At 67.2% G+C, this 23,079-nt stretch carries 35 protein-coding genes; 34 read left to right on the top strand and 1 reads right to left on the bottom strand.

Annotated elements, in window-relative coordinates:
- Positions 1–99: 99 nt before the first annotated feature.
- From rfbD to ACFYM0_RS20945, 4 genes are all read left to right on the top strand, one after another.
- Positions 100–1,020 (top strand): dTDP-4-dehydrorhamnose reductase, encoded by a 921-nt coding sequence (rfbD, locus tag ACFYM0_RS20960; RefSeq protein WP_388503406.1) that lies wholly within the window; start codon positions 100–102, stop codon positions 1,018–1,020.
- A gap of 154 nt (positions 1,021–1,174) precedes the next feature.
- Positions 1,175–1,864, top strand: coding sequence for a glycosyltransferase family 2 protein (locus tag ACFYM0_RS20955; protein ID WP_388503403.1), 690 nt, complete (start codon positions 1,175–1,177; stop codon positions 1,862–1,864).
- Positions 1,861–2,301, top strand: coding sequence for a DUF2304 domain-containing protein (locus ACFYM0_RS20950; RefSeq protein WP_388503401.1), 441 nt, complete (start codon positions 1,861–1,863; stop codon positions 2,299–2,301). The genes ACFYM0_RS20955 and ACFYM0_RS20950 overlap by 4 nt, the downstream gene beginning before the upstream one ends.
- 6 nt (positions 2,302–2,307) lie before the next feature.
- Positions 2,308–3,207, top strand: coding sequence for a glycosyltransferase family 2 protein (locus tag ACFYM0_RS20945; RefSeq protein WP_388503398.1), 900 nt, complete (start codon positions 2,308–2,310; stop codon positions 3,205–3,207).
- 2 nt (positions 3,208–3,209) lie between these two features.
- On the opposite strand, the gene ACFYM0_RS20940 is transcribed toward ACFYM0_RS20945, so the two are convergent.
- Positions 3,210–4,871, bottom strand: a complete 1,662-nt coding sequence (locus ACFYM0_RS20940; protein WP_388503397.1) for a hypothetical protein — start codon at positions 4,869–4,871, stop codon at positions 3,210–3,212.
- Positions 4,872–4,961: 90 nt separating this feature from the next.
- Between ACFYM0_RS20940 and ACFYM0_RS20935 the strand changes: the two genes are divergently transcribed.
- From ACFYM0_RS20935 to ACFYM0_RS20790, 30 genes are all read left to right on the top strand, one after another.
- On the top strand, positions 4,962–6,767 hold the full coding sequence (locus ACFYM0_RS20935; RefSeq protein ID WP_388503395.1) for a hypothetical protein: 1,806 nt from the start codon (positions 4,962–4,964) through the stop codon (positions 6,765–6,767).
- Between the two features lie 637 nt (positions 6,768–7,404).
- Positions 7,405–7,713, top strand: coding sequence for a 30S ribosomal protein S10 (gene rpsJ, locus ACFYM0_RS20930; protein ID WP_003948644.1), 309 nt, complete (start codon positions 7,405–7,407; stop codon positions 7,711–7,713).
- 14 nt (positions 7,714–7,727) lie between these two features.
- Positions 7,728–8,372: a 50S ribosomal protein L3 gene (gene rplC, locus ACFYM0_RS20925; RefSeq protein ID WP_112447750.1), complete on the top strand. Its 645-nt coding sequence runs from the start codon at positions 7,728–7,730 to the stop codon at positions 8,370–8,372.
- A 4-nt stretch (positions 8,373–8,376) separates the two neighbouring features.
- Positions 8,377–9,027, top strand: coding sequence for a 50S ribosomal protein L4 (gene rplD, locus ACFYM0_RS20920; protein ID WP_327254486.1), 651 nt, complete (start codon positions 8,377–8,379; stop codon positions 9,025–9,027).
- Complete coding sequence (rplW, locus tag ACFYM0_RS20915; protein WP_030154694.1) at positions 9,027–9,350, top strand: 50S ribosomal protein L23; 324 nt, start codon at positions 9,027–9,029, stop codon at positions 9,348–9,350. Before rplD ends, rplW begins: the two co-directional genes overlap by 1 nt.
- A 39-nt stretch (positions 9,351–9,389) precedes the next feature.
- A complete protein-coding gene (gene rplB, locus ACFYM0_RS20910) occupies positions 9,390–10,226 on the top strand; it encodes a 50S ribosomal protein L2 (protein ID WP_112447748.1) in 837 nt (278 codons plus the stop codon).
- Between the two features lie 12 nt (positions 10,227–10,238).
- A complete protein-coding gene (rpsS, locus tag ACFYM0_RS20905) occupies positions 10,239–10,520 on the top strand; it encodes a 30S ribosomal protein S19 (protein WP_023539342.1) in 282 nt (93 codons plus the stop codon).
- A gap of 43 nt (positions 10,521–10,563) precedes the next feature.
- Positions 10,564–10,911, top strand: coding sequence for a 50S ribosomal protein L22 (gene rplV, locus ACFYM0_RS20900; protein WP_007265904.1), 348 nt, complete (start codon positions 10,564–10,566; stop codon positions 10,909–10,911).
- The gene (gene rpsC / locus ACFYM0_RS20895; protein WP_112447746.1) at positions 10,911–11,753 is read left to right on the top strand and encodes a 30S ribosomal protein S3; all 843 of its coding nucleotides are present in this window, start codon (positions 10,911–10,913) and stop codon (positions 11,751–11,753) included. Before rplV ends, rpsC begins: the two co-directional genes overlap by 1 nt.
- Positions 11,754–11,758: 5 nt before the next feature.
- Positions 11,759–12,178: a 50S ribosomal protein L16 gene (gene rplP, locus ACFYM0_RS20890; protein WP_030026326.1), complete on the top strand. Its 420-nt coding sequence runs from the start codon at positions 11,759–11,761 to the stop codon at positions 12,176–12,178.
- The gene (gene rpmC / locus ACFYM0_RS20885) at positions 12,178–12,402 is read left to right on the top strand and encodes a 50S ribosomal protein L29 (RefSeq protein WP_008739703.1); all 225 of its coding nucleotides are present in this window, start codon (positions 12,178–12,180) and stop codon (positions 12,400–12,402) included. Before rplP ends, rpmC begins: the two co-directional genes overlap by 1 nt.
- Positions 12,402–12,683, top strand: coding sequence for a 30S ribosomal protein S17 (gene rpsQ / locus ACFYM0_RS20880; RefSeq protein ID WP_243333368.1), 282 nt, complete (start codon positions 12,402–12,404; stop codon positions 12,681–12,683). The genes rpmC and rpsQ overlap by 1 nt, the downstream gene beginning before the upstream one ends.
- A gap of 124 nt (positions 12,684–12,807) precedes the next feature.
- On the top strand, positions 12,808–13,176 hold the full coding sequence (gene rplN / locus ACFYM0_RS20875) for a 50S ribosomal protein L14 (RefSeq protein WP_003956455.1): 369 nt from the start codon (positions 12,808–12,810) through the stop codon (positions 13,174–13,176).
- 2 nt (positions 13,177–13,178) lie between these two features.
- Positions 13,179–13,502 (top strand): 50S ribosomal protein L24, encoded by a 324-nt coding sequence (gene rplX / locus ACFYM0_RS20870; RefSeq protein ID WP_215023444.1) that lies wholly within the window; start codon positions 13,179–13,181, stop codon positions 13,500–13,502.
- Positions 13,502–14,053 carry a 50S ribosomal protein L5 gene (gene rplE / locus ACFYM0_RS20865; RefSeq protein ID WP_030388859.1) on the top strand — a complete coding sequence of 184 codons (552 nt, stop codon included), beginning with the start codon at positions 13,502–13,504 and terminating at the stop codon, positions 14,051–14,053. The genes rplX and rplE overlap by 1 nt, the downstream gene beginning before the upstream one ends.
- Before the next feature lie 5 nt (positions 14,054–14,058).
- Positions 14,059–14,244 (top strand): type Z 30S ribosomal protein S14, encoded by a 186-nt coding sequence (locus ACFYM0_RS20860; protein WP_003956452.1) that lies wholly within the window; start codon positions 14,059–14,061, stop codon positions 14,242–14,244.
- Positions 14,245–14,467: 223 nt separating this feature from the next.
- Complete coding sequence (rpsH, locus tag ACFYM0_RS20855; protein ID WP_008739698.1) at positions 14,468–14,866, top strand: 30S ribosomal protein S8; 399 nt, start codon at positions 14,468–14,470, stop codon at positions 14,864–14,866.
- Between the two features lie 20 nt (positions 14,867–14,886).
- A complete protein-coding gene (gene rplF / locus ACFYM0_RS20850; RefSeq protein WP_243333369.1) occupies positions 14,887–15,426 on the top strand; it encodes a 50S ribosomal protein L6 in 540 nt (179 codons plus the stop codon).
- A 2-nt stretch (positions 15,427–15,428) separates the two neighbouring features.
- Positions 15,429–15,812, top strand: a complete 384-nt coding sequence (gene rplR / locus ACFYM0_RS20845) for a 50S ribosomal protein L18 (RefSeq protein ID WP_030008471.1) — start codon at positions 15,429–15,431, stop codon at positions 15,810–15,812.
- A 46-nt stretch (positions 15,813–15,858) separates the two neighbouring features.
- Positions 15,859–16,461: a 30S ribosomal protein S5 gene (gene rpsE, locus ACFYM0_RS20840; RefSeq protein WP_008739695.1), complete on the top strand. Its 603-nt coding sequence runs from the start codon at positions 15,859–15,861 to the stop codon at positions 16,459–16,461.
- Entirely contained in the window at positions 16,461–16,643 is a 183-nt protein-coding gene (gene rpmD, locus ACFYM0_RS20835; protein WP_112447741.1) for a 50S ribosomal protein L30, read from the top strand. The genes rpsE and rpmD overlap by 1 nt, the downstream gene beginning before the upstream one ends.
- A 1-nt stretch (position 16,644) precedes the next feature.
- Positions 16,645–17,100 (top strand): 50S ribosomal protein L15, encoded by a 456-nt coding sequence (gene rplO, locus ACFYM0_RS20830; protein ID WP_243333371.1) that lies wholly within the window; start codon positions 16,645–16,647, stop codon positions 17,098–17,100.
- Between the two features lie 186 nt (positions 17,101–17,286).
- Entirely contained in the window at positions 17,287–18,603 is a 1,317-nt protein-coding gene (gene secY, locus ACFYM0_RS20825) for a preprotein translocase subunit SecY (protein WP_243333373.1), read from the top strand.
- Positions 18,603–19,250: an adenylate kinase gene (locus tag ACFYM0_RS20820; RefSeq protein WP_388503389.1), complete on the top strand. Its 648-nt coding sequence runs from the start codon at positions 18,603–18,605 to the stop codon at positions 19,248–19,250. Before secY ends, ACFYM0_RS20820 begins: the two co-directional genes overlap by 1 nt.
- A 100-nt stretch (positions 19,251–19,350) precedes the next feature.
- Positions 19,351–20,202 carry a type I methionyl aminopeptidase gene (gene map, locus ACFYM0_RS20815; protein WP_388503386.1) on the top strand — a complete coding sequence of 284 codons (852 nt, stop codon included), beginning with the start codon at positions 19,351–19,353 and terminating at the stop codon, positions 20,200–20,202.
- Between the two features lie 180 nt (positions 20,203–20,382).
- Positions 20,383–20,604 carry a translation initiation factor IF-1 gene (gene infA, locus ACFYM0_RS20810; RefSeq protein WP_003956442.1) on the top strand — a complete coding sequence of 74 codons (222 nt, stop codon included), beginning with the start codon at positions 20,383–20,385 and terminating at the stop codon, positions 20,602–20,604.
- A 74-nt stretch (positions 20,605–20,678) separates the two neighbouring features.
- Positions 20,679–20,792, top strand: coding sequence for a 50S ribosomal protein L36 (gene rpmJ, locus ACFYM0_RS20805; protein WP_003956441.1), 114 nt, complete (start codon positions 20,679–20,681; stop codon positions 20,790–20,792).
- Between the two features lie 200 nt (positions 20,793–20,992).
- Positions 20,993–21,373, top strand: a complete 381-nt coding sequence (rpsM, locus tag ACFYM0_RS20800) for a 30S ribosomal protein S13 (RefSeq protein WP_053682609.1) — start codon at positions 20,993–20,995, stop codon at positions 21,371–21,373.
- Positions 21,374–21,427: 54 nt separating this feature from the next.
- Positions 21,428–21,832 (top strand): 30S ribosomal protein S11, encoded by a 405-nt coding sequence (gene rpsK, locus ACFYM0_RS20795; RefSeq protein ID WP_006376016.1) that lies wholly within the window; start codon positions 21,428–21,430, stop codon positions 21,830–21,832.
- A 201-nt stretch (positions 21,833–22,033) separates the two neighbouring features.
- The gene (locus ACFYM0_RS20790) at positions 22,034–23,056 is read left to right on the top strand and encodes a DNA-directed RNA polymerase subunit alpha (protein WP_008739666.1); all 1,023 of its coding nucleotides are present in this window, start codon (positions 22,034–22,036) and stop codon (positions 23,054–23,056) included.
- Positions 23,057–23,079: the final 23 nt, after the last annotated feature.

Raw genomic sequence — 23,079 nt, 5'->3', positions numbered from 1 at the left:
GAACGACCGGTTATCGGAGAGGGACATTCCGCCTTACGGAAACGGAGGCGCCGAATATGGATGCGCCCCGCGGGCCGAGACGAAGGCGGAACGGCAGAAGTGACCGGTGACCGGGGTAAAGGCCGATGGCTCGTCACGGGCGCGGCCGGAATGCTGGGCCAGGACGTCCTGGCAGAACTGCGGCGCCATGCCATCGAGGCCGTCGGCCTCGGCCGTGCCGAGCTTGACATCACCGACCGGGCCGCCGTCCGGTCCGCCCTCCGGGGCGTGACCCTCGTCGTCAACTGCGCCGGCTGGACCGACGTGGACGGCGCGGAGACGGCCGAGGAGGCCGCCGCCGCCGTCAACGGCACCGGCGTACGGATCCTCGCCGGGGCCTGCGCCGCCAACGGGGCCCGCCTGCTGCAGATTTCCACGGACTACGTACTGCCCGGCGACGCCGCGGAGCCCTACTCCGAGGACGCGGCCACCGGGCCGGTGAACGCGTACGGCCGCTCCAAGCTGATCGGCGAGCAGGCCGTGGCCGAACTCCTGCCGCAGGACGGCTACGTGGTCCGCACCGCCTGGCTGTACGGGGAACACGGCCCGAACTTCGTCGCCACCATGCTCGCTCTGGCCGCCCGGCGGGACACCCTCGACGTGGTCGACGACCAACAGGGTCAGCCCACTTGGTCCGCCGCGCTCGCCAGGCGGCTCGTCGAGCTCGGACGCGCCGCACTGGCCGGCCGGGCCCCCGCGGGCATTTACCACGGCACCGCGAGCGGCGCGACAACCTGGTGCGGGCTGGCCCGCGAGGTCTACCGGCTGTGCGACCTGGACCCCGAGCGGATCCGTCCGACCACCTCCGACTCCTTCGTGCGGCCCGCGGTCCGCCCCGCCTTCAGCGTCCTCGCACACGACCGCTGGGCCCGGGCGGGCCTGGCCCCGATGAGCGACTGGCAGCAGCAGCTGGCCGAGGCCCTCGCCACCCCCGGCTTCACCGCTCTGGCCCGTCCGGCCCGGGAAAGCAAGGTGGGTTGAGGACCCCGCCGGACACCACGCTGTCCGTGTGAACGTTGCCTGCGCGCCAGCTTCGCGAAACCCGAACTGGCTAGGTTGGGGCGCCTGGGGCCCCGAGATACGGCCGCCGTGAGAGGGCTGGCACGCCCGCGTGCCTCGTTCCGTTGGAGCTGCCGTGTCCGAGTACGACGATGTCTGGCTGGTCATCCCCGCCTACAACGAGGGCCAAGTGGTCGCCGACGTGGTCGAGGAGGCCCGCAAGACCTTTCCGAACATCGTCGTCGTGGACGACGGCAGCACCGACGATTCGGCCGAGCACGTGGCGACCACGGGCGCCCACCTGGTGCGTCATCCGGTCAACCTCGGTCAGGGCGCGGCCCTGCAGACCGGCCTCACCTACGCACTCGCCCAGCCCGGCGCACAGTACTTCGCAACCTTCGACGCGGACGGTCAGCACCAGACCAAGGACGTCGAGACGATGGTCGCGGTCCTGCGGGACGGCGCCGCCGACGTGGTGCTCGGCTCCCGGTTCATCGAGCGGAACGGCCAGGTGCCGTGGATCAAGCAGGTCGTGCTGCGCACGGCCGCCGCGGTCAGCCCCACCGCACGCAAGCTGGGGCTCACCGACGCGCACAACGGTCTGCGGGTACTGGGCCGCGGGGCCGCCGAGCGGCTGAACATCACCATGAACGGCATGGCCCACGCCTCCGAGCTCGTCGGCTTCCTCGCCGGCTCCGACCTGCGGGTCACCGAGATACCGGTGGACATCCTCTACACCGATTATTCGCGTGCCAAGGGCCAGTCCCTCATCAACGGCGTCAACATCGTTTTTGATATCTCACTGCGGGAGCGTGGGCGTCGATGAAATATTTCTGGATCCAGCTGCTGCTCATCGCCGGTTCCGTTTCCATGGCGCTGGTGTTCATCCGTACCTGGAGCCAGGCCAAGAACCGGGCCTGGAAACGAATTGCCTTTTCGGTGTTCGTCGTCGTCAACGTGTACGCGGTGCTCCGCCCGACCGACGTGACCTGGGTCGGCCGGCACCTCGGTGTCGGCCGGGGCACCGACCTCGTGCTCTACGTGATGGTCCTCGCGATGGGCTTCCTCACGCTCAACACCTTCCTGCGCTTCCGCTCGCTGGAGCAGAAGATCACCGACCTCGCCCGGACGGTCGCCATCAACGAAGGCGTCCGGCACAACGACGTCCGGCTCGGACCGCCCGACGGCCCGGCCGGGCCCGCCGGCGCCGGGTCCTCCTCCGGCGCCGGGTCCTCCTCCGGCGCGGACTCCGTCAAGGCCTGACGTCCCATGGGGTCCTTCGACTTCATGCTCCCCTACTACGGGGACGTGCGGCAGATGCAGGACGCCGTCCGCAGCGTCCTGGCGCAGACCGACCGCGACTTCCGGCTCGTCGTGATCGACGACGGCCGGGAGCCGGACGTGCCCGGCTGGTTCCGGGGGCTGGGCGACGCGCGCGTGGAGTACCTCCGCAACGAGCGCAACCTCGGCATCACGAGGAACTTCCAGAAGTGCGTCGAGCTCTCCGAGGCCGACCACGTGGTCATCATGGGCTGCGACGATCTGCTGCACCCGCACTACCTGGAGACCGTGCGCGGGATCCTCGGCGCCCACCCCGGGGTCGGCATGGTCCAGCCCGGCGTCGAGGTGATCGACGGCGCGGGGCGGGTCAGGCGGGGCCTGCCCGACGCGGCCAAGCGGTGGATGTTCGCCCCGCGGGTCAAGGGCCAAAGGGTGATGGCCGGCGAGGAGCCGGCCGCCGGCGTGCTGCGCGGGAACTGGCTCTACTTCCCGTCGATCACCTGGCGCGGCCCGGCGCTGCGCCGGGTGAACTTCCGGGACGACTACTCGGTGATCCTGGACCTGGCCCTCGTCGTGGACCTGCTCGAAGCCGGCGAGCGGATGGTGATCGACGAGTCCACCACGGTCTTCCGGTACCGCCGGCACGCGGCCAGCGAGTCCTCCGTCCAGGCCCTCTCCGGCACCCGCTTCACCGAGGCCGAGCGCTACTTCTCGGCGGTCGCCGAGCGGATGGAGGCCCGCGGCTGGCCCAGGGCCGCCCGCGCGGCCCGTCTCCACCACGGCTCCCGCCTGCACGCGCTCGGAATGCTGCCCGGCGCACTGCGCCGGGGACACCGGGCGGGCGTCCGGACGCTGGCCCGGCACGTCTTCACCACCGGGCGGGGGTGAGCTCAGTCCTTCCTCGTGCGCTTCAGCGGGTGGTACGGCGTGCACTTTCCGTGAGGTGCGTACTTCGGGCACTTCCCGTTGGGCATTCCCGTGGTGTGCGCCGTCCAGGCCAGGGTGCCGAGGGTGTTCCCGGAGGGGGGCCGGGGCATGTAGGAGTCGGCCGTGGACGATCCGGCCGAGCCGAAGAGGAGCCCGAGCGAGACCAGGACACCGATCACGGCGGCCCGGGGACTGCGCCCGCCCGCCCGCAGGGCCTCGCGGCCGGGCAGCCGCACCTCGTGGGCGCGGGCCCACGCCCGGAGGCGCCGTACGCCGAGGTACACGGCCACGCCCGACAGCGCGAGCATGCAGTAGACGATCTGCAGGCTGGTGCGCGGGTACAGCTGCACGGCGCCGTCGGCCGCCATGTGCGAGGCGTACCAGTAGCGCAGCAGGAAGGCGCTGCCGGTGCAGGCCGCCAGGGTCAGCACCAGCGGCCGGCGCAGGCCGAGCGCGATGGCCGCGCCCAGGCCGACGACCAGCAGGACGGTGAAGAGGCCGACACCGCCGAGCTCGCCCGGCAGCGGCCACCCGAGGGAGCGCAGCGGGCCGGGGAACGCGGTGCCCGACGAGGCGAAGTAGGCCGGATCGGTGGCGGTGTCGAAGTAGAAGTACGTGTCCCGGGTGGCTCCGCTCGCGCCGAGCAGCCGGAGCATGTAGCGCCCCGCCAGTGCGAGGAAGACGACGGAGGCGGTCGCCAGCGGCAGCAGCGCGTCCAGCAGCGCGCGCTTCCCGCCCGAGCGGGCACGGCCGGTCAGCACCACGGCGAAGAGCACGATCACGCCGACCGCCGACCACACGAACCAGCCCGCGTACAGCAGGAACAGCGCGGCGAGCAGCGCTCCGAGACCCGCGCCGATCGCGAGCGAGCGCTTGCGTCCGGGCTCCGAGGAATCCGTCACCACCTGCGCGAGCTTGGCCAGCACGGGGATGACGACGATCAGGACGATCGGGGAGTACGGCTTGTACGGCTCGATCAGCGTCAGGGACGCCGTGACACCGATGCCGAGGGCCCACAGCGGGGGCAGCAGCATGCGCCAGGCCAGATAGGCGACCGGGCCGGAGACCGCCAGGAAGCCGATCATCACCCACTTGACGGCGAGCGAGGCGTTGCCGTCGAAGAACAGCCGGGAGGCCCAGGCCAGCACGTGCGGGAAGCCGGGCGGGTACTCGGCCGGCAGGGGCACCCCGTCCATGACGTGGAACGCCCACTGCTGCAGGTTGCCGATGTCACCGCCGTACCCGTTGTACGGCCAGCTGGTTCCCCGCAGGGCCACCACGCTGCCGCTCGCGGTCACACCGGTGGCCAGGCCGGCCACGGCCGCCGCGCCGATGCGCACTGCCGCACCGGGCATCCACCGGGACAGGACCAGGTAGAGCGCCACGGTCGCGGCCAGCAGCACCAGCAGCCGCAGCTGGATGCCGGCCAGCCCGCTGACCTGCCCGACCCGCTGCAGGGGATTCACGGCGAGGCGCTCGCTCAGGAAGACGAGGAGCAGGGCCGCGAGAACCGACACGGCCGCCTCGGCGGCCGTGAGGGCGAAGGCGCGAGGTATGCGGCCACTGGAGCTGCTCGGGGCCCGGTGCTCGGCTACCGGGACGGGCACGGGAGCGGTGACGGTCATGTCCGCGGACTTTACCTCCAGGAGACCGCACGCCTCGGCGAGCGGTCCCAACGTGAACAGGACGTACCAGAGTTGAAGGCGGGAACCGAAATGATGGGCAAGGCCGGAGTGAACGACACGTCCGCTCCCGAGCGGCCGGCGAAGCCGGCCGGGACCGGGCGGCCGCTCGCACGGCGGGAGTGGGAGTCCTTCGCCGGCCGGCGGTGGTTCTGGCCGGCGGCGCTCACCGCCGGATACCTCGCGCAGGTGCTGTTCCGCCTCTCCCTGGTGTGGGGCAAGGCCTACCCGGCGGTCCACGCGGACGAGTCCTCGTACCTCGTGCTGGCGCGGGTGCTCGCGGGGCGGCCGACGACGGAGATGCCGGTCGGCTCGGTCATCCCCGGCGGCTATGCGCTGCTCATCTCCCCGGCCCTGCGGATCGCGGACGATCCGATCACCGCCTACCAGCTGGTCATGGGGATCAACACGCTGCTCAACGCGCTCGTCTTCCTCCTGGCCTTCGCCGCCCTGCGCCGGCTCGACCTGTCCAGGGGACTCTCGTTCCCGATCGCCACGGCGGCCGCGCTGATGCCGCCCGTGGTCTTCTACTCCGAGTTCGCCATGGCCGACACCGTGCTCCCCGCGGTCCTCCTCGGCTGGCTGGTCACGCTGCACGGCTGGCTGAGCGAGGGCGCCGCGCGCCGCCGCGCGCGGTACGGGGCCGGGGCCGGTCTGCTGGCCGGCTACTCCATGGCGGTGCACGACCGTGGCGGGGTGGTCGTGGCCCTCACCGCGGCGGTCTTCGTGGGCGCACTCGTCTTCAGGTGGGCGCCCCCGCGGTCCACGCTCGCGGCCTGGGGCGGACTGGCCGTCTCCGTGCTCGGCGCCCGGCTGCTGTCCGGCCGGCTGGAGGCGCGGTTCAAGGACACGCCGCCGAGCTCGGTGGGCACGAAGGTCCTGGACGCCCTGATCGAACCGGAACTGCTGCGCCGCACGGTGACCCGTACGATCGGCCAGTTCTGGTACTTCTCGGTCTCGTCCTGGGGCTTCGGCGCGCTCGCCGTCGTGCTGTGCGCGTGCGCGGTGTTCGGCTCCCGCTTCACCCGGGCCTCGCGGGTGGTCTCCTTCGTCATGGTCGCCCTGCTGTGCGGGATCGCGCTCGCCTCGGCCGCGGGACTGCCGGAGGACCACGGCCGGATCGACAACTGGGTCTACGCCCGCTACCTGGCCCCGCTGGTCCCGGCGTTCTTCGTGGTCGGTGCCGCGGTGCTGGCGCGGGCGCGAACCGGTGCGCTGCTGCGGCTGTCGGCGGGGGCGGTGCTGTTCACCGCGGTCACGGCGGAGGTCGTCATCCTGGTGGTCGGCAAGGGCCTCCACAAGGTGGGCATCATCCCGTGGGGCATGCCGGACGCCCTGTTCCTGGCCTCGGAGTGGACGCGGCTGCACATGGGGCGGACGAGCGCCGGCGCGCTGCTGGTCCTCGCCGTCTGCGTGCTCTTCCGGCTGGCCGGCGGGCGCCGGGCGGTCTGGGCCGTGGCGGTGTCGCTGTCCCTGTTCGCGCTCTACGCGACGACCGCGGTCACCTCGAACGTGGCCGAGCCGCACACGAACCAGCGCAGGGCCGCCGCCACCGGCTTCACCGAGTCGGCCGGCCTCGAGCCGGGCGAGAACCTGGTGATGGACCCGAGCGCGAACTGGGACCTGCGGATGGCCCAGGGGTACGAGGTGTACGACGGGCGGGTCTGGACCAGGGACCTCAAGCACGGTGAGCGGCCGCCGGCCGCCGCGGACGCGGCCGTACTGGGGCTGACCCCGAAGGACGCGAGGCCGCAGGACACCTGGCCGACGGCGCCCGCGGGCTGGTACGCGGCCGAGGTGAACACGACGCACGGGTGGGTGCTCTGGCGCCACCGCTGAGGGCCCGAGCCGGAAGGAGCAGGTCGCCGACGCGCTGGCGAAGACCAAGCAGTTCCTGGTCGCGGCCAACCTGGGCCGACCCCCTCGGGCACCCCCGTGGACCCGTACGACCGCAGCAAGGGCCTGGAAACCGACCGACGGGCGGACTACGGCGTCATGTCGCGGTCCTGAGCGGGCGCCGGAACAGGGACGGGGACCCCCGCCGCGTGGTGCAGTTTGACCACTCAGCGTGGCGGGGTATTCTCTTCCGCCCGATTGGCGCCATACGCGTCTCGTATGGCAGACTACTCAAGTTGCTCGGCCGTGTGCCGATGCTGCGCGCCTCCCGCCGGGAGGACCGGAAGCGAGTCCCACAGTACTCGTCGCCTTACCTGCCTCTCGGGGCAGCAATGGGGCGGACGTACGGGAATCTTCTGGGAAGCGTCAGCACGGTGCCTGCCAGGTACTCGGTGGGTGTTTGCCCCCGATCTGCGGTCTTGGGACCGCGCCCCCTTGGACGAGGGAATTTCCGTATGGGAATTTTCTGTAGAGGGAGCGCGACACGCCCGACCGCGTGGGTCGGAGGAGAGCGGCGGAGCGATCCGCAGCCGGCCGAGAACCAGAGCGTTTCCACAACAGACAGGACTACGGAGTAGCCATGGCGGGACAGAAGATCCGCATCCGGCTCAAGGCCTACGACCACGAGGTCATCGATTCGTCGGCGAAGAAGATCGTCGAGACGGTGACGCGCACTGGTGCGTCGGTCGCGGGCCCGGTGCCGCTGCCCACTGAGAAGAACGTGTACTGCGTCATCAAGTCGCCGCACAAGTACAAGGACTCGCGCGAGCACTTCGAGATGCGCACTCACAAGCGCCTGATCGACATCCTCGACCCGACGCCCAAGACCGTTGACTCGCTGATGCGCCTGGACCTTCCGGCCGGCGTTGACATCGAGATCAAGCTCTGAGAGGCACGGAGAAGATGGCAAAGCAGATCAAGGGCGTCCTGGGCGAGAAGCTCGGCATGACCCAGGTCTGGGACGAGAACAACCGTGTCGTCCCGGTGACCGTGGTCAAGGCCGGGCCCTGCGTTGTTACCCAGGTCCGTAAGAACGAGATCGATGGCTACGAGTCGGTCCAGATCGCCTTCGGCGAGATCGACCCGCGCAAGGTGAACAAGCCCCTCAAGGGTCACTTCGCCAAGGCCGACGTCACCCCCCGCCGCCACCTGGTGGAGCTCCGTACCTCCGACGCCAGCGAGTACACGCTCGGCCAGGAGATCACGGCTGCCGTGTTCGAGTCCGGCGTCAAGGTTGACGTCACGGGCAACAGCAAGGGCAAGGGCTTCGCCGGTGTCATGAAGCGTCACAACTTCAAGGGCCTCGGCGCCGGGCACGGCGTCCAGCGCAAGCACCGCTCCCCCGGTTCGATCGGTGGCTGCGCCACCCCTGGGCGTGTCTTCAAGGGCATGCGCATGGCCGGTCGTATGGGCAACGAGCGCGTCACCACCCAGAACCTGACCATCCACGCGGTTGACGCGGAGAAGGGTCTGCTCCTCATCAAGGGCGCGGTCCCCGGTCCGAACGGCGGCCTCGTCCTGGTCCGTACCGCGGCCAAGGGGGCTTGAGGTAATGAGCACCATTGACATCCTTTCGCCGGCAGGCGACAAGGCCGGTACCGTCGAGCTCCCCGCGGAGATCTTCGACGCGAAGACCAGCGTTCCGCTGATCCACCAGGTCGTTGTCGCTCAGCTGGCTGCTGCCCGTCAGGGCACGCACAAGACCAAGCGTCGTGGCGAAGTCCGTGGTGGTGGCCGCAAGCCGTACCGCCAGAAGGGCACCGGCCGCGCTCGCCAGGGTTCCACCCGCGCTCCGCAGTTCGTCGGCGGTGGCGTCGTCCACGGCCCGCAGCCGCGTGACTACTCGCAGCGGACCCCGAAGAAGATGAAGGCCGCCGCCCTCCGCGGTGCCCTCTCGGACCGTGCGCGTCACTCCCGCATCCACGTCGTCACCGGCGTGGTCGAGGGTGCCGCCTCCACGAAGGCCGCCAAGACGCTGTTCGGCAAGATCTCGGAGCGCAAGAACGTGCTCCTGGTCGTCGAGCGCGCCGACGAGGCTGCGTGGCTGTCCGCCCGCAACCTGCCCCAGGTGCACATCCTGGAGCCGGGCCAGCTGAACACGTACGACGTGATCGTCTCTGACGACGTGGTCTTCACTCAGGCCGCTTTCGAGTCCTTCGTGTCTGGCCCCAAGGCCGATGAGACCGAAGGGAGCGACGCCTGATGTCTGAGGCGACCGTTACCAGCAAGACCTTCACTGACCCGCGCGACCTGCTGATCAAGCCGGTTGTCTCGGAGAAGAGCTACGCGCTGCTGGACGAGAACAAGTACACGTTCATCGTCGCGCCCGGCTCCAACAAGACCCAGATCAAGCAGGCCGTCGAGGCGGTCTTCGGGGTCAAGGTCACCGGGGTCAACACGATCAACCGTCAGGGTAAGCGCAAGCGCACCAAGACCGGTTTCGGCAAGCGCGCTGACACCAAGCGCGCCATCGTGACCCTCGCTGAGGGCGACCGAATCGACATCTTCGGCGGCCAGGCCTCCTAACGGAGGTCTAGTCGTCCGGAATCGGACGAGGACTGAGAAATGGGTATCCGCAAGTACAAGCCGACGACCCCGGGCCGTCGTGGCTCCAGCGTCGCCGACTTTGTCGAGATCACGCGGTCCACGCCGGAGAAGTCGCTGGTCCGCCCCCTGCACAGCAAGGGCGGCCGTAACAACACCGGTCGGATCACGGTTCGACACCAGGGTGGCGGCCACAAGCGCGCCTACCGTGTGATCGACTTCCGTCGTCACGACAAGGACGGCGTGCCGGCCAAGGTCGCGCACATCGAGTACGACCCCAACCGCACTGCGCGCATCGCGCTTCTGCACTACGCAGACGGCGAGAAGCGCTACATCATTGCGCCGAAGAACCTGAAGCAGGGCGACCGGATTGAGAACGGCCCCACGGCCGACATCAAGCCCGGCAACAACCTGGCTCTCCGCAACATCCCGGTCGGTACCACGATCCACGCGATCGAGCTCCGTCCCGGTGGCGGCGCCAAGTTCGCCCGCTCCGCTGGTGCCTCCGTGCAGCTGCTGGCGAAGGAGGGCACCATGGCCCACCTTCGTATGCCGTCCGGTGAAATCCGTCTCGTCGACGCGCGCTGCCGCGCGACCGTCGGTGAGGTCGGCAACGCCGAGCAGTCGAACATCAACTGGGGCAAGGCCGGCCGCATGCGCTGGAAGGGCGTTCGCCCCTCCGTCCGCGGTGTCGCGATGAACCCGGTCGACCACCCGCACGGTGGTGGTGAGGGTAAGACCTCCGGTGGTCGTCACCCGGTCTCCCCGTGGGGTCAGAAGGAGGGTCGTACTCGCTCGCCGAAGAAGGCTTCGAGCAAGTACATCGTCCGCCGCCGCAAGACGAACAAGAAGCGCTAGGAGCGGGTTTAGATGCCGCGCAGTCTCAAGAAGGGACCCTTCGTCGACGGACACCTCATCAAGAAGGTGGACGTACAGAACGAAGCCGGTACCAAGAACGTCATCAAGACCTGGTCCCGTCGCTCGATGATCATCCCGGCCATGCTGGGTCACACCATCGCGGTGCACAACGGCAAGATCCACGTCCCGGTGTTCGTCACCGAGTCGATGGTCGGCCACAAGCTCGGCGAGTTCTCGCCGACTCGCACCTTCCGCGGCCACGTCAAGGACGACCGGAAGTCGAAGCGCCGCTAAAGGCGGGGTGGTTACGACTATGACTTACACCGAAGGGACAACCATGGAAGCCAGGGCCCAGGCGCGGTACATCCGCGTCACGCCCATGAAGGCCCGCCGAGTGGTGGACCTTATCCGTGGCATGGATGCCACGGAGGCTCAGGCGGTCCTGCGTTTCGCCCCGCAGGCCGCGAGCGTGCCGGTTGGCAAGGTGCTTGACAGCGCCATTGCCAACGCCGCACACAACTACAACCACCCGGACGCCTCCACGCTGGTCATCAGCGAGGCGTACGTGGACGAGGGCCCGACCCTGAAGCGGTTCCGTCCGCGTGCCCAGGGCCGTGCCTACCGGATCCGCAAGCGGACCAGCCACATCACCGTGGTCGTCAGCAGCAAGGAAGGTTCCCGGTAATGGGCCAGAAGGTAAACCCGCACGGGTTCCGGCTCGGCATCACCACCGACTTCAAGTCGCGTTGGTACGCCGACAAGCTGTACAAGGACTACGTCAAGGAAGACGTCGCCATCCGCAGGATGATGACGTCCGGCATGGAGCGCGCCGGCATCTCGAAGGTTGAGATCGAGCGCACCCGTGACCGCGTGCGTGTGGACATCCACACCGCTCGTCCGGGCATCGTCATCGGCCGCCGTGGCGCCGAGGCCGACCGCATCCGCGGTGACCTCGAGAAGCTCACGGGCAAGCAGGTCCAGCTGAACATCCTCGAGGTCAAGAACCCCGAGGTCGACGCTCAGCTGGTTGCCCAGGCCGTTGCCGAGCAGCTCTCCTCCCGCGTCTCCTTCCGTCGCGCCATGCGTAAGAGCATGCAGGGCACGATGAAGGCCGGCGCCAAGGGCATCAAGATCCAGTGTGGCGGCCGTCTCGGCGGCGCCGAGATGTCCCGCTCCGAGTTCTACCGCGAAGGCCGTGTGCCGCTGCACACCCTCCGCGCGAACGTGGACTACGGCTTCTTCGAGGCCAAGACCACCTTCGGCCGTATCGGTGTGAAGGTCTGGATCTACAAGGGCGACGTCAAGAACATCGCCGAGGTTCGCGCCGAGAACGCTGCGGCCCGTGCGGGTAACCGCCCGGCCCGTGGTGCCGCCGGCGCTGGCGACCGTCCCGCCGGCCGTGGTGGCCGTGGTGGCGAGCGCGGCGGCCGTGGTGGCCGCAAGCCGCAGCAGGCTGCTGGTGCCGAGGCCCCCAAGGCCGACGCTCCCGCCGCCGCTCCGGCTGAGAGCACCGGAACGGAGGCCTGACCGACATGCTGATCCCTCGTAGGGTCAAGCACCGCAAGCAGCACCACCCGAAGCGCCGCGGTATGGCCAAGGGCGGTACTGAGGTCTCGTTCGGCGAGTACGGCATCCAGGCGCTTACCCCCGCCTACGTGACGAACCGCCAGATCGAGGCGGCTCGTATCGCGATGACCCGCCACATCAAGCGTGGCGGCAAGGTCTGGATCAACATCTACCCGGACCGTCCCCTGACGAAGAAGCCTGCCGAGACCCGCATGGGTTCCGGTAAGGGTTCTCCCGAGTGGTGGATCGCGAACGTGCACCCGGGCCGGGTCATGTTCGAGCTGTCCTACCCGAACGAGAAGATTGCTCGTGAGGCGCTCACCCGCGCTGCTCACAAGCTTCCGATGAAGTGCCGGATTGTTCGGCGCGAGGCAGGTGAGTCGTGATGGCGACGGGAACCAAGGCGTCCGAGCTGCGTGAGCTCGGTAACGAGGAGCTCGTTGGCAAGCTGCGCGAGGCCAAGGAAGAGCTGTTCAAGCTGCGCTTCCAGGCGGCCACGGGTCAGCTGGAGAACAACGGCCGGCTCAAGTCCGTCCGTAAGGACATCGCTCGCATCTACACCCTGATGCACGAGCGTGAGCTCGGTATCGAGACGGTGGAGAGCGCCTGATGAGCGAGAAGAACGTGACTGAGACGACTGACCGCGGCTTCCGCAAGACCCGTGAGGGTCTTGTCGTCAGCGACAAGATGGACAAGACCGTCGTCGTCGCTGTCGAGGACCGCGTGAAGCACGCTCTGTACGGCAAGGTCATCCGCCGTACGAACAAGCTCAAGGCGCACGACGAGCAGAACGCTGCCGGCGTCGGCGACCGCGTCCTCATCATGGAGACGCGTCCGCTGTCGGCGAGCAAGCGCTGGCGCATCGTCGAGATCCTCGAGAAGGCCAAGTAATTATCTGAGGCCCTGGGCATCACGCCCAGGGGCCCCTCAGGTTCGTTCCGCCAGGCTCGGTGGGGGCGGTAGCTCTTCGGAGTGATGCCCCCGCCGGGAACCGGCAGACAAACAGGAGATAGACGTGATCCAGCAGGAGTCGCGACTGCGTGTCGCCGACAACACTGGTGCCAAGGAGATCCTTTGCATCCGTGTTCTCGGTGGTTCCGGTCGCCGCTACGCGGGCATCGGTGACGTCATCGTTGCCACCGTCAAGGACGCGATCCCCGGTGGCAACGTGAAGAAGGGTGACGTCGTCAAGGCGGTCATCGTTCGCACCGTGAAGGAACGCCGCCGCCAGGACGGCTCGTACATCCGCTTCGACGAGAACGCCGCCGTCATTCTGAAGAACGACGGCGACCCTCGCGGCACCCGTATCTTCGGCCCGGTGGGCCGTGAGCTGCGCGAGAAGAAGTTCATGAAGATCATCTCGCTCGCGCCGGAGGTGCTGTAAGCATGAAGATCAAGAAGGGCGACCTGGTTCAGGTCATCACCGGTAAGGACAAGGGCAAGCAGGGCAAGGTCATTCTGGCCATCCCTACTGAGAACCGCGTCCTCGTCGAGGGTGTCAACCGGGTCAAGAAGCACACCAAGGCCGGCCAGACCGCTGGTGGCTCGCAGACCGGTGGCATCGTGATCACCGAGGCGCCGATCCACGTCAGCAACGTTCAGCTGGTTGTGGAGAAGGACGGCCAGAAGGTCGTTACCCGCGTCGGTTTCCGCTTCGATGACGAGGGCAACAAGATCCGCGTTGCCAAGCGGACGGGTGAGGACATCTGATGGCTACCACTCCGCGTCTCAAGACGAAGTACCGCGAGGACATCGCGGGCAAGCTGCGTGAAGAGTTCTCCTACGAGAACGTCATGCAGATTCCCGGCCTCGTGAAGATCGTGGTCAACATGGGTGTGGGCGACGCCGCCCGCGACTCCAAGCTGATCGACGGCGCCATCAAGGACCTGACGACGATCACCGGTCAGAAGCCGGCCGTCACGAAGGCCCGCAAGTCCATCGCGCAGTTCAAGCTGCGCGAGGGTCAGCCGATCGGCTGCCACGTCACCCTCCGTGGTGACCGCATGTGGGAGTTCCTGGACCGTACGCTGTCGCTCGCGCTGCCGCGTATCCGTGACTTCCGTGGTCTGTCGCCGAAGCAGTTCGACGGCCGTGGCAACTACACCTTCGGTCTCACGGAGCAGGTCATGTTCCACGAGATCGACCAGGACAAGATCGACCGTACCCGGGGTATGGACATCACCGTGGTTACCACGGCGACCAACGACGACGAGGGCCGCGCCCTCCTTCGTCACCTCGGCTTCCCCTTCAAGGAGGCGTAAGCGAGATGGCGAAGAAGGCTCTCATCGCGAAGGCTGCCCGCAAGCCCAAGTTCGGTGTGCGTGCGTACACCCGCTGCCAGCGCTGCGGTCGCCCCCACTCCGTGTACCGCAAGTTCGGCCTGTGCCGCGTCTGCCTTCGTGAGATGGCTCACCGTGGCGAGCTGCCGGGCGTGACCAAGAGCTCCTGGTAATTCCCTCTCGTCCGCAAGGACTTGAGGAGTACCAGGCACTCTCGGTAAGCATCTGGTCGGCGGATGCCCGGCCGCGCATGCCTTAGGCTTGTGTGGTTGGGCGTCCGCCGCCCATAACGACTTACTACGCCGTAGGTCCCCGCACCGCACCCGTCCCGCCACTGAGTGGGGAGAGGGATGGCGCATACAGGAAACCCCGGCGAGAGAGGCCGAAGGCCACTTCATGACCATGACTGACCCGATCGCAGACATGCTCACGCGTCTGCGTAACGCTAACTCGGCGTACCACGACTCCGTCGTGATGCCGCACAGCAAGATCAAGTCGCACATCGCAGAAATCCTCAAGCAGGAGGGTTTCATCACCGGCTGGAAGGTCGAGGACGCCGAGGTCGGCAAGAACCTCGTCCTCGAGCTGAAGTTCGGCCCGAACCGCGAGCGCTCCATTGCGGGCATCAAGCGGATCTCGAAGCCCGGTCTGCGTGTGTACGCAAAGTCCACCAACCTGCCGAAGGTGCTCGGCGGCCTGGGCGTGGCGATCATCTCCACGTCCCACGGTCTGCTCACCGGCCAGCAGGCAGGCAAGAAGGGCGTAGGTGGGGAAGTCCTCGCCTACGTCTGGTAGTCGGGAACGGAGGAAAAGCAATGTCGCGAATCGGCAAGCTCCCCATCCAGGTTCCCGCCGGTGTGGACGTCACCATCGACGGCCAGGCAGTGGCTGTGAAGGGCCCCAAGGGTTCCCTCGCGCTCACCGTCAAGGCGCCGATCGAGATCGTCAAGGGTGAGGACGGCGTTCTGAACGTCACCCGCCCCAACGACGAGCGTCAGAACAAGGCCCTGCACGGCCTGTCCCGCACGCTGGTGGCGAACATGATCACCGGCGTGACCACGGGTTACGTCAAGGCTCTTGAGATCAGCGGTGTCGGTTACCGCGTCGCCGCGAAGGGCTCCAACCTGGAGTTCCAGCTTGGCTACAGCCACCCGATCCTGATCGAGGCGCCCGAGGGCATCTCCTTCAAGGTCGAGTCGCCCACCAAGTTCTCGGTCGAGGGCATCGACAAGCAGAAGGTCGGCGAGGTCGCCGCCAACATCCGCAAGCTGCGGAAGCCCGACCCGTACAAGGCCAAGGGTGTCAAGTACGCCGGCGAAGTCATCCGCCGCAAGGTCGGAAAGGCTGGTAAGTAGCCATGGCATACGGTGTAAAGATCGCCAAGGGCGACGCGTACAAGCGTGCCGCCAAGGCCCGCCGCCACATCCGCATCCGCAAGAACGTCTCGGGTACGGCGGAGCGTCCGCGCCTCGTCGTGACGCGTTCCAACCGCAACATCGTTGCTCAGGTCATCGACGACCTCCAGGGTCACACCCTGGCGTCCGCGTCGACCCTGGACGCTTCGATCCGCGGTGGCGAAGGCGACAAGAGCTCGCAGGCCCAGGCCGTCGGCGCACTCGTCGCCGAGCGTGCCAAGGCCGCGGGTGTCGAGACCGTCGTGTTCGACCGCGGTGGCAACCGATACGCCGGGCGCATTGCCGCTCTGGCTGACGCCGCCCGCGAAGCCGGGCTGAAGTTCTAAGCCCCGTTTTCCGGGACTCACGGACGTAACAGAGAGAGGTAATCCAATGGCTGGACCCCAGCGCCGCGGAAGCGGTGCCGGTGGCGGCGAGCGGCGGGACCGGAAGGGTCGCGACGGTGGCCCTGCCGCCGAGAAGACCGCTTACGTTGAGCGCGTTGTCGCGATCAACCGCGTCGCCAAGGTTGTCAAGGGTGGTCGCCGCTTCAGCTTCACCGCGCTGGTCGTGGTGGGCGACGGTGACGGCACTGTAGGTGTCGGTTACGGCAAGGCCAAGGAAGTTCCCGCGGCCATTGCCAAGGGTGTCGAGGAAGCCAAGAAGTCCTTCTTCAAGGTTCCGCGCATCCAGGGCACCATTCCTCACCCGATCACGGGTGAGCGTGCCGCGGGCGTCGTGCTGCTGAAGCCGGCCGCCCCCGGTACCGGTGTTATCGCCGGTGGCCCGGTGCGCGCCGTTCTGGAGTGCGCCGGCGTTCACGACATCCTGTCGAAGTCGCTTGGTTCTTCCAACGCGATCAACATCGTGCACGCGACCGTGGCGGCCCTCAAGGGCCTGCAGCGTCCCGAGGAGATCGCGGCTCGCCGTGGTCTGCCCCTCGAGGACGTCGCTCCCGCGGCTCTGCTCCGTGCACGTGCTGGGGCGGGTGCGTAATGGCTCGCCTCAAGGTCACGCAGATCAAGTCGTACATCGGCAGCAAGCAGAACCACCGCGACACGCTGCGTTCGCTCGGGCTCAAGCGCCTGAACGACGTCGTCGTCAAGGAGGACCGCCCCGAGTTCCGCGGAATGGTTCACACCGTCCGCCACCTCGTGACGGTTGAGGAGGTTGACTAACATGGCTGAGAGCAGCCCGCTGAAGGCCCACAACCTCCGTCCCGCCCCCGGCGCCAAGACCGCGAAGACCCGTGTCGGTCGTGGTGAGGCGTCGAAGGGTAAGACGGCCGGTCGTGGTACGAAGGGCCAGAAGGCCCGCTACCAGATCCCGCAGCGCTTCGAGGGTGGGCAGATGCCCCTCCACATGCGTCTGCCGAAGCTCAAGGGCTTCAAGAACCCGTTCCGCACCGAGTTCCAGGTCGTGAACCTGGACAAGCTCGGCGCTCTCTACCCCGAGGGTGGAGAGGTCACGGTGGCCGACCTGGTCGCCAAGGGCGCGGTTCGCAAGAACAGCCTCGTCAAGGTCCTGGGCCAGGGCGAGATCTCCGTGGCGCTGCAGGTTTCGGTTGACGCCGTCTCCGGCTCCGCCAAGGAGAAGATTGCCGCCGCTGGTGGCTCTGTGACCGAGCTCGTCTAAGACGAACTCAGTGACAAATAGCTAGAAACCCGACCGGGGGTGCCTCACATATGGGGCATCCCCGGTTGGTCGTTCCATGGGAGGTGCAGACGCCGGTAAGGTGGCCTGCACCTTTGCTTGTACACATTCGTCGATCCCTCAGACCGTCACCTCTGACGCAGTAGCGCGGGGGTCGCAGGAGGCACCGTGCTAACCGCGTTCGCCCGGGCGTTCAAGACGCCCGACCTGCGCAAGAAACTGCTCTTCACGCTCGGCATCATCGTGCTGTTCCGGCTCGGATCGCACGTGCCGGTCCCCGGCGTGAGCTATACGAACGTCCAGATCTGTGTTGATCAGGCGTCCGGCCAGAACGGCGGGCTCTTCGGTCTGGTCAACATGTTCAGTGGCGGTGCGCTGCTGCAGATCACGATCTTTGCGCTCGGCATCATGCCGTACATCACGGCGAGCATCATCTTGCAGCTGCTGACCGTGGTCATCCCGAAGCTGGAGACCCTCAAGAAAGAGGGCCAGGCCGGCACGTCGAAGATCACTCAGTACACGCGCTATCTGACGGTCGCGCTGGCGATCCTGCAGGGCACCGGCCTCGTCGCCACCGCCCGCAGCGGCGCCCTCTTCCAGAACTGCTCGGTCGCCAGTCAGATCGTTCCCGACCGGTCGATCTTCACCACCGTCGTCATGGTGCTCACCATGACCGCCGGTACCTGTGTCGTCATGTGGCTCGGTGAGCTCATCACGGACCGGGGCATCGGCAACGGCATGTCGATCCTGATGTTCATCTCGATCGCCGCGGGCTTCATCGGATCCCTGTGGGCCATCAAGGAGCAGGGCAAGATCGCGGACGGCTGGGTCGAGTTCGGCGTGGTCATGCTGGTCGGTCTCGCGATGGTGGGGCTGGTGGTCTTCGTCGAGCAGGCGCAGCGCCGGATCCCGGTCCAGTACGCGAAGCGCATGATCGGACGCCGTGCGTACGGCGGCACCTCGACCTACATCCCGCTCAAGGTGAACCAGGCGGGCATCATCCCCGTCATCTTCGCCTCGTCGCTGCTCTACATCCCGGCACTGGTCGTGCAGTTCAGCGGTTCCACCGCCGGCTGGGCCACCTGGATCCAGAAGCACTTCGTCAAGGGTGACCACCCGTACTACATCGCGACCTACTTCCTCCTGATCGTCTTCTTCGCGTTCTTCTACGTGGCGATCTCGTTCAACCCCGAGGAAGTTGCAGACAACATGAAGAAGTATGGTGGGTTCATTCCGGGCATCCGCGCCGGCCGGCCCACCGCCGAGTACCTGAGCTACGTACTCAACCGGATCACGTGGCCTGGGTCGCTGTACCTGGGGCTGATCGCTCTTGTGCCGACGATGGCGTTGGCCGGCTTCGGAGCGAACCAGAACTTCCCGTTCGGCGGGACGAGCATCCTGATCATCGTGGGTGTGGGTCTGGAAACCGTGAAGCAGATCGAGAGCCAGCTCCAGCAGCGTAATTACGAAGGGTTCCTCCGCTGATGCGAATCGTCCTCGTCGGCCCGCCGGGCGCGGGCAAGGGAACGCAGGCGACTGTGCTTGCCGAAACCTTGTCGATCCCGCACATCTCCACGGGCGACTTGTTCCGGGCCAACATCAGCCAGAAGACCGAGCTGGGCCAGCGTGCGCAGTCCTACATGTCGAAGGGTGACCTCGTCCCCGACCAGGTCACGATCGACATGGCCAAGGACCGCATGGAGCAGCCGGACGCCGAGAACGGCTTCCTGCTCGACGGCTTCCCGCGCAACGTCTCTCAGGCCGAAGCGCTCGACGAGATCCTCAAGGCGCAGGGCATCAAGCTCGACGCCGTCCTCGACCTGGAGGTCGAGGAGGACGAGGTCGTGAAGCGGATCGCCGGGAGGCGCACCTGCCGCAAGGACAACAAGCACATCTTCCACGTGGACTACGCGGCGCCGAAGACCGAAGGCGTGTGCGACACGTGCGGTGGCGAGCTCTACCAGCGTGAGGACGACTCCGAGGCCACGGTGCGCAACCGCCTCGACGTCTACCACACGCAGACCGAGCCGATCATCGACTTCTACAAGGCCCAGGGCCTGCTCGTGACGATCCCCGCCCTCGGCGAGGTCAAGGACGTCACGCAGCGCGCGATGGACGCCCTGAAGAAGTAGTCAGAAGCAGTTCACCTGTAGTGCAGCCCCGGCCGCGGTGTCCCATGGACGCCGCGGCCGTACTGTTGAAAGACCCGAATCCGAAGGTGGCAGGTACGTCATGGTCCAGATCAAGACCCCCGAGCAGATCGCGAAGATGCGTGAGGCGGGGCTGGTCGTCGCTGCGATCCACGCGGCGACCCGTGAGGCGGCCGTGCCCGGCGCCTCGACACGCGATCTGGACATGGTGGCCCGCAAGGTCATCGCGGACGCCGGTGCCACGTCGAACTTCCTCGGGTACGGCGGGTTCCCCGCGACCATCTGCACCTCGGTCAACGAGGTCGTGGTCCACGGCATCCCCGACGACAAGACGGTCCTCAAGGACGGCGACATCATCTCGATCGACGCCGGCGCGATCGTCGACGGCTGGCACGGCGACGCCGCGTACACCGCCTTCGTGGGCTCTGGACACGCTCCTGAGCTCGTGGAGCTGTCCCGGGTGACCGAGGAGTCCATGTGGGCCGGGATCGCCGCCATGAAGCTCGGCAACCGCCTCGTGGACATCTCGAAGGCGATCGAGACGTACATCAAGCGGCAGCCGCGTCCGACCACGGGTGAGCACAGCCTCGGCAAGTTCGGGATCATCGAGGACTACGGCGGCCACGGCATCGGTTCCGAGATGCACATGGACCCGCACCTGCTGAACTACGTCTCGCGCAAGCGGGGCAAGGGCATCAAGCTGGTCCCGGGCCTGTGCCTGGCGATCGAGCCGATGGTCTCCCTGGGCACCGCCCAGACGGAGGTCCTGGCGGACGACTGGACGGTCATCACCACGGACGGCACCTGGTCCTCGCACTGGGAGCACTCCATCGCCCTGACCGAGGAGGGACCGATCGTCCTGACCTCCCCGGACTGCGGCAAGGCGAAGCTGGCGGAGTACGGCGTGACGACGGCGCCGGACCCGTTGGGCTGACGCACAAGCGGTTGGGCCGACCGGTATGGGCAGGATTGATGATCTATCCTGTAGGGCACACTTTCCGGATTCGTCTTTCGGAAGGCCCTGACGTAGACTGACTCGTCGGCTCCTTTGCACCCGCATGTCCTCATGCGAAGGCGGGGAGCTGATCAAGGTAGCCGATTCGAAAGGCGAAGCGTGGCCAAGAAGCAAGGTGCCATCGAAATCGAGGGCACCGTGATCGAGTCCCTCCCGAACGCGATGTTCAAGGTGGAACTCCAGAACGGTCACAAGGTCCTCGCGCACATCAGCGGCAAGATGCGCATGCACTACATCCGCATCCTCCCTGATGACCGGGTTGTCGTGGAGCTCTCTCCCTACGACCTGACGCGTGGCCGGATCGTCTACCGATACAAGTAGATCTTGCTTTCACTCCCGTCCGGACGTCCTGTCCCGGCGCGGGTGGTGGCACTGACCCGGAGAACCTCACCAACATGAAGGTCAAGCCGAGCGTCAAGAAGATCTGCGACAAGTGCAAGGTGATCCGCCGTCACGGTCGGGTCATGGTCATCTGCGACAACCTGCGCCACAAGCAGCGCCAGGGCTGACGCACGCCGACCGACCTGCACTACGCAGTTCTTCGCGCGACGTAAGAAAACGTACATACGCAGAACCCGCCCAGTCCTGACCAGGACCGGCGGCACCTCCGGCGGGGGCCGGGGACCCGGGCGTACCACCACCCAGCAGGTGTGGTCGGCGGTCGGGGTTCGGTTCTGCGGAAGACCCCCGAACACACAGGAGCCATTGAATGGCACGCGTTTCCGGTGTTGACATCCCGCGCGAAAAGCGTGTGGAGATCGCACTTACCTACGTCTTCGGTGTCGGTCGCACCCGGTCCAAGGAAATCCTTGCGGCCACCGGTGTGAACCCCGACACCCGCGTTCGTGACCTGGCCGAAGAGGACCTGGTCAAGATCCGCGAGTACGTGGACGCCAACCTCCGCACCGAGGGTGACCTCCGCCGCGAGATCCAGGCCGACATCCGTCGCAAGGTCGAGATCCAGTGCTACCAGGGTGTTCGCCACCGTCGTGGCCTGCCCGTGCACGGTCAGCGCACCAGCACGAACGCCCGTACCCGCAAGGGTCCGCGTCGCGCGATCGCCGGTAAGAAGAAGCCGGGCAAGAAGTAGTCCTGTTCAGCGGTCTTGCGCTGTAGGACCGACCACCTCCCGTAGGAGATTTAGATGCCCCCCAAGGGTCGTCAGGGCGCTGCCAAGAAGGTGCGCCGCAAGGAAAAGAAGAACGTCGCTCATGGGCACGCCCACATCAAGAGCACGTTCAACAACACCATCGTTTCGATCACGGACCCCGCGGGCAACGTGATCTCCTGGGCCTCCGCCGGCCACGTCGGCTTCAAGGGCTCGCGCAAGTCCACCCCCTTCGCCGCGCAGATGGCCGCCGAGTCGGCTGCCCGTCGCGCGCAGGAGCACGGCATGCGCAAGGTCGACGTCTTCGTCAAGGGTCCCGGCTCCGGCCGTGAGACCGCGATCCGCTCCCTGCAGGCCACTGGCCTGGAGGTCGGCTCGATCCAGGACGTCACCCCCACCCCGCACAACGGCTGCCGTCCGCCCAAGCGTCGCCGCGTCTGATCCGGGGCGGCGCGATCAGCGCCGCCGCGTATGACGAAGCGCGCTCAGGCTTCGCACCTGTGCGTCTTTGAGTGTCCGGGCGGTACGAACCCCTCGCGGGGGACGTACCGCCCGTACCCTTGTAGTTCGTAGTCTCAGCGGCCCCCGGGCCGCGATCCGTCGGGCGTCAAATAGTGGGCGTCCACGAATGAAGGAATCCACATGCTTATCGCTCAGCGCCCCTCGCTGACCGAAGAGGTCGTAGACGAGTACCGCTCGCGGTTCGTGATCGAGCCGCTCGAGCCGGGCTTCGGCTACACCCTCGGCAACTCGCTCCGCCGCACGCTCCTGTCCTCGATCCCGGGTGCCGCTGTCACCAGCATCCGCGTGGACGGCGTCCTGCACGAGTTCACCACCGTGCCGGGTGTCAAGGAAGACGTCACCGACATCATCCTCAACATCAAGCAGCTGGTCGTCTCCTCGGAGCACGACGAGCCGGTCGTGATGTACCTGCGCAAGCAGGGTCCCGGCCTGGTCACCGCTGCCGACATCGCGCCCCCGGCCGGTGTCGAGGTGCACAACCCGGACCTGGTCCTCGCCACGCTCAACGGCAAGGGCAAGCTGGAGATGGAGCTGACCGTCGAGCGCGGTCGCGGCTACGTCTCCGCCGTCCAGAACAAGCAGCTGGGCCAGGAGATCGGTCGCATCCCGATCGACTCCATCTACAGCCCGGTCCTCAAGGTCACCTACAAGGTCGAGGCGACCCGAGTCGAGCAGCGCACCGACTTCGACAAGCTGATCGTCGACGTCGAGACCAAGCAGGCCATGCGCCCGCGCGACGCCATGGCGTCCGCCGGCAAGACCCTGGTCGAGCTGTTCGGTCTGGCCCGCGAGCTCAACATCGACGCCGAGGGCATCGACATGGGCCCCTCGCCGACGGACGCGGCCCTGGCCGCCGATCTCGCCCTGCCGATCGAGGAGCTCGAGCTCACCGTTCGGTCGTACAACTGCCTCAAGCGCGAGGGCATCCACTCCGTGGGTGAGCTCGTCGCCCGCTCCGAGGCCGACCTGCTCGACATCCGCAACTTCGGTGCGAAGTCGATCGACGAGGTCAAGGCGAAGCTGGCCGGCATGGGCCTGGCCCTCAAGGACAGCCCGCCCGGATTCGACCCGACCGCCGCGGCCGACGCGTTCGGCGCCGACGACGACGCGGACGCCGGTTTCGTCGAGACCGAGCAGTACTAAGCACCACCCGTAGAACTTTCCCG

Origin of the sequence: Streptomyces sp. NPDC006487 (assembly GCF_042870555.1) — a bacterium.
Classification (GTDB): Bacteria; Actinomycetota; Actinomycetes; order Streptomycetales; family Streptomycetaceae; genus Streptomyces.
Note: the sequence above shows the minus strand (reverse complement) of the source record. Positions and strands in the feature narration are given on the sequence as shown.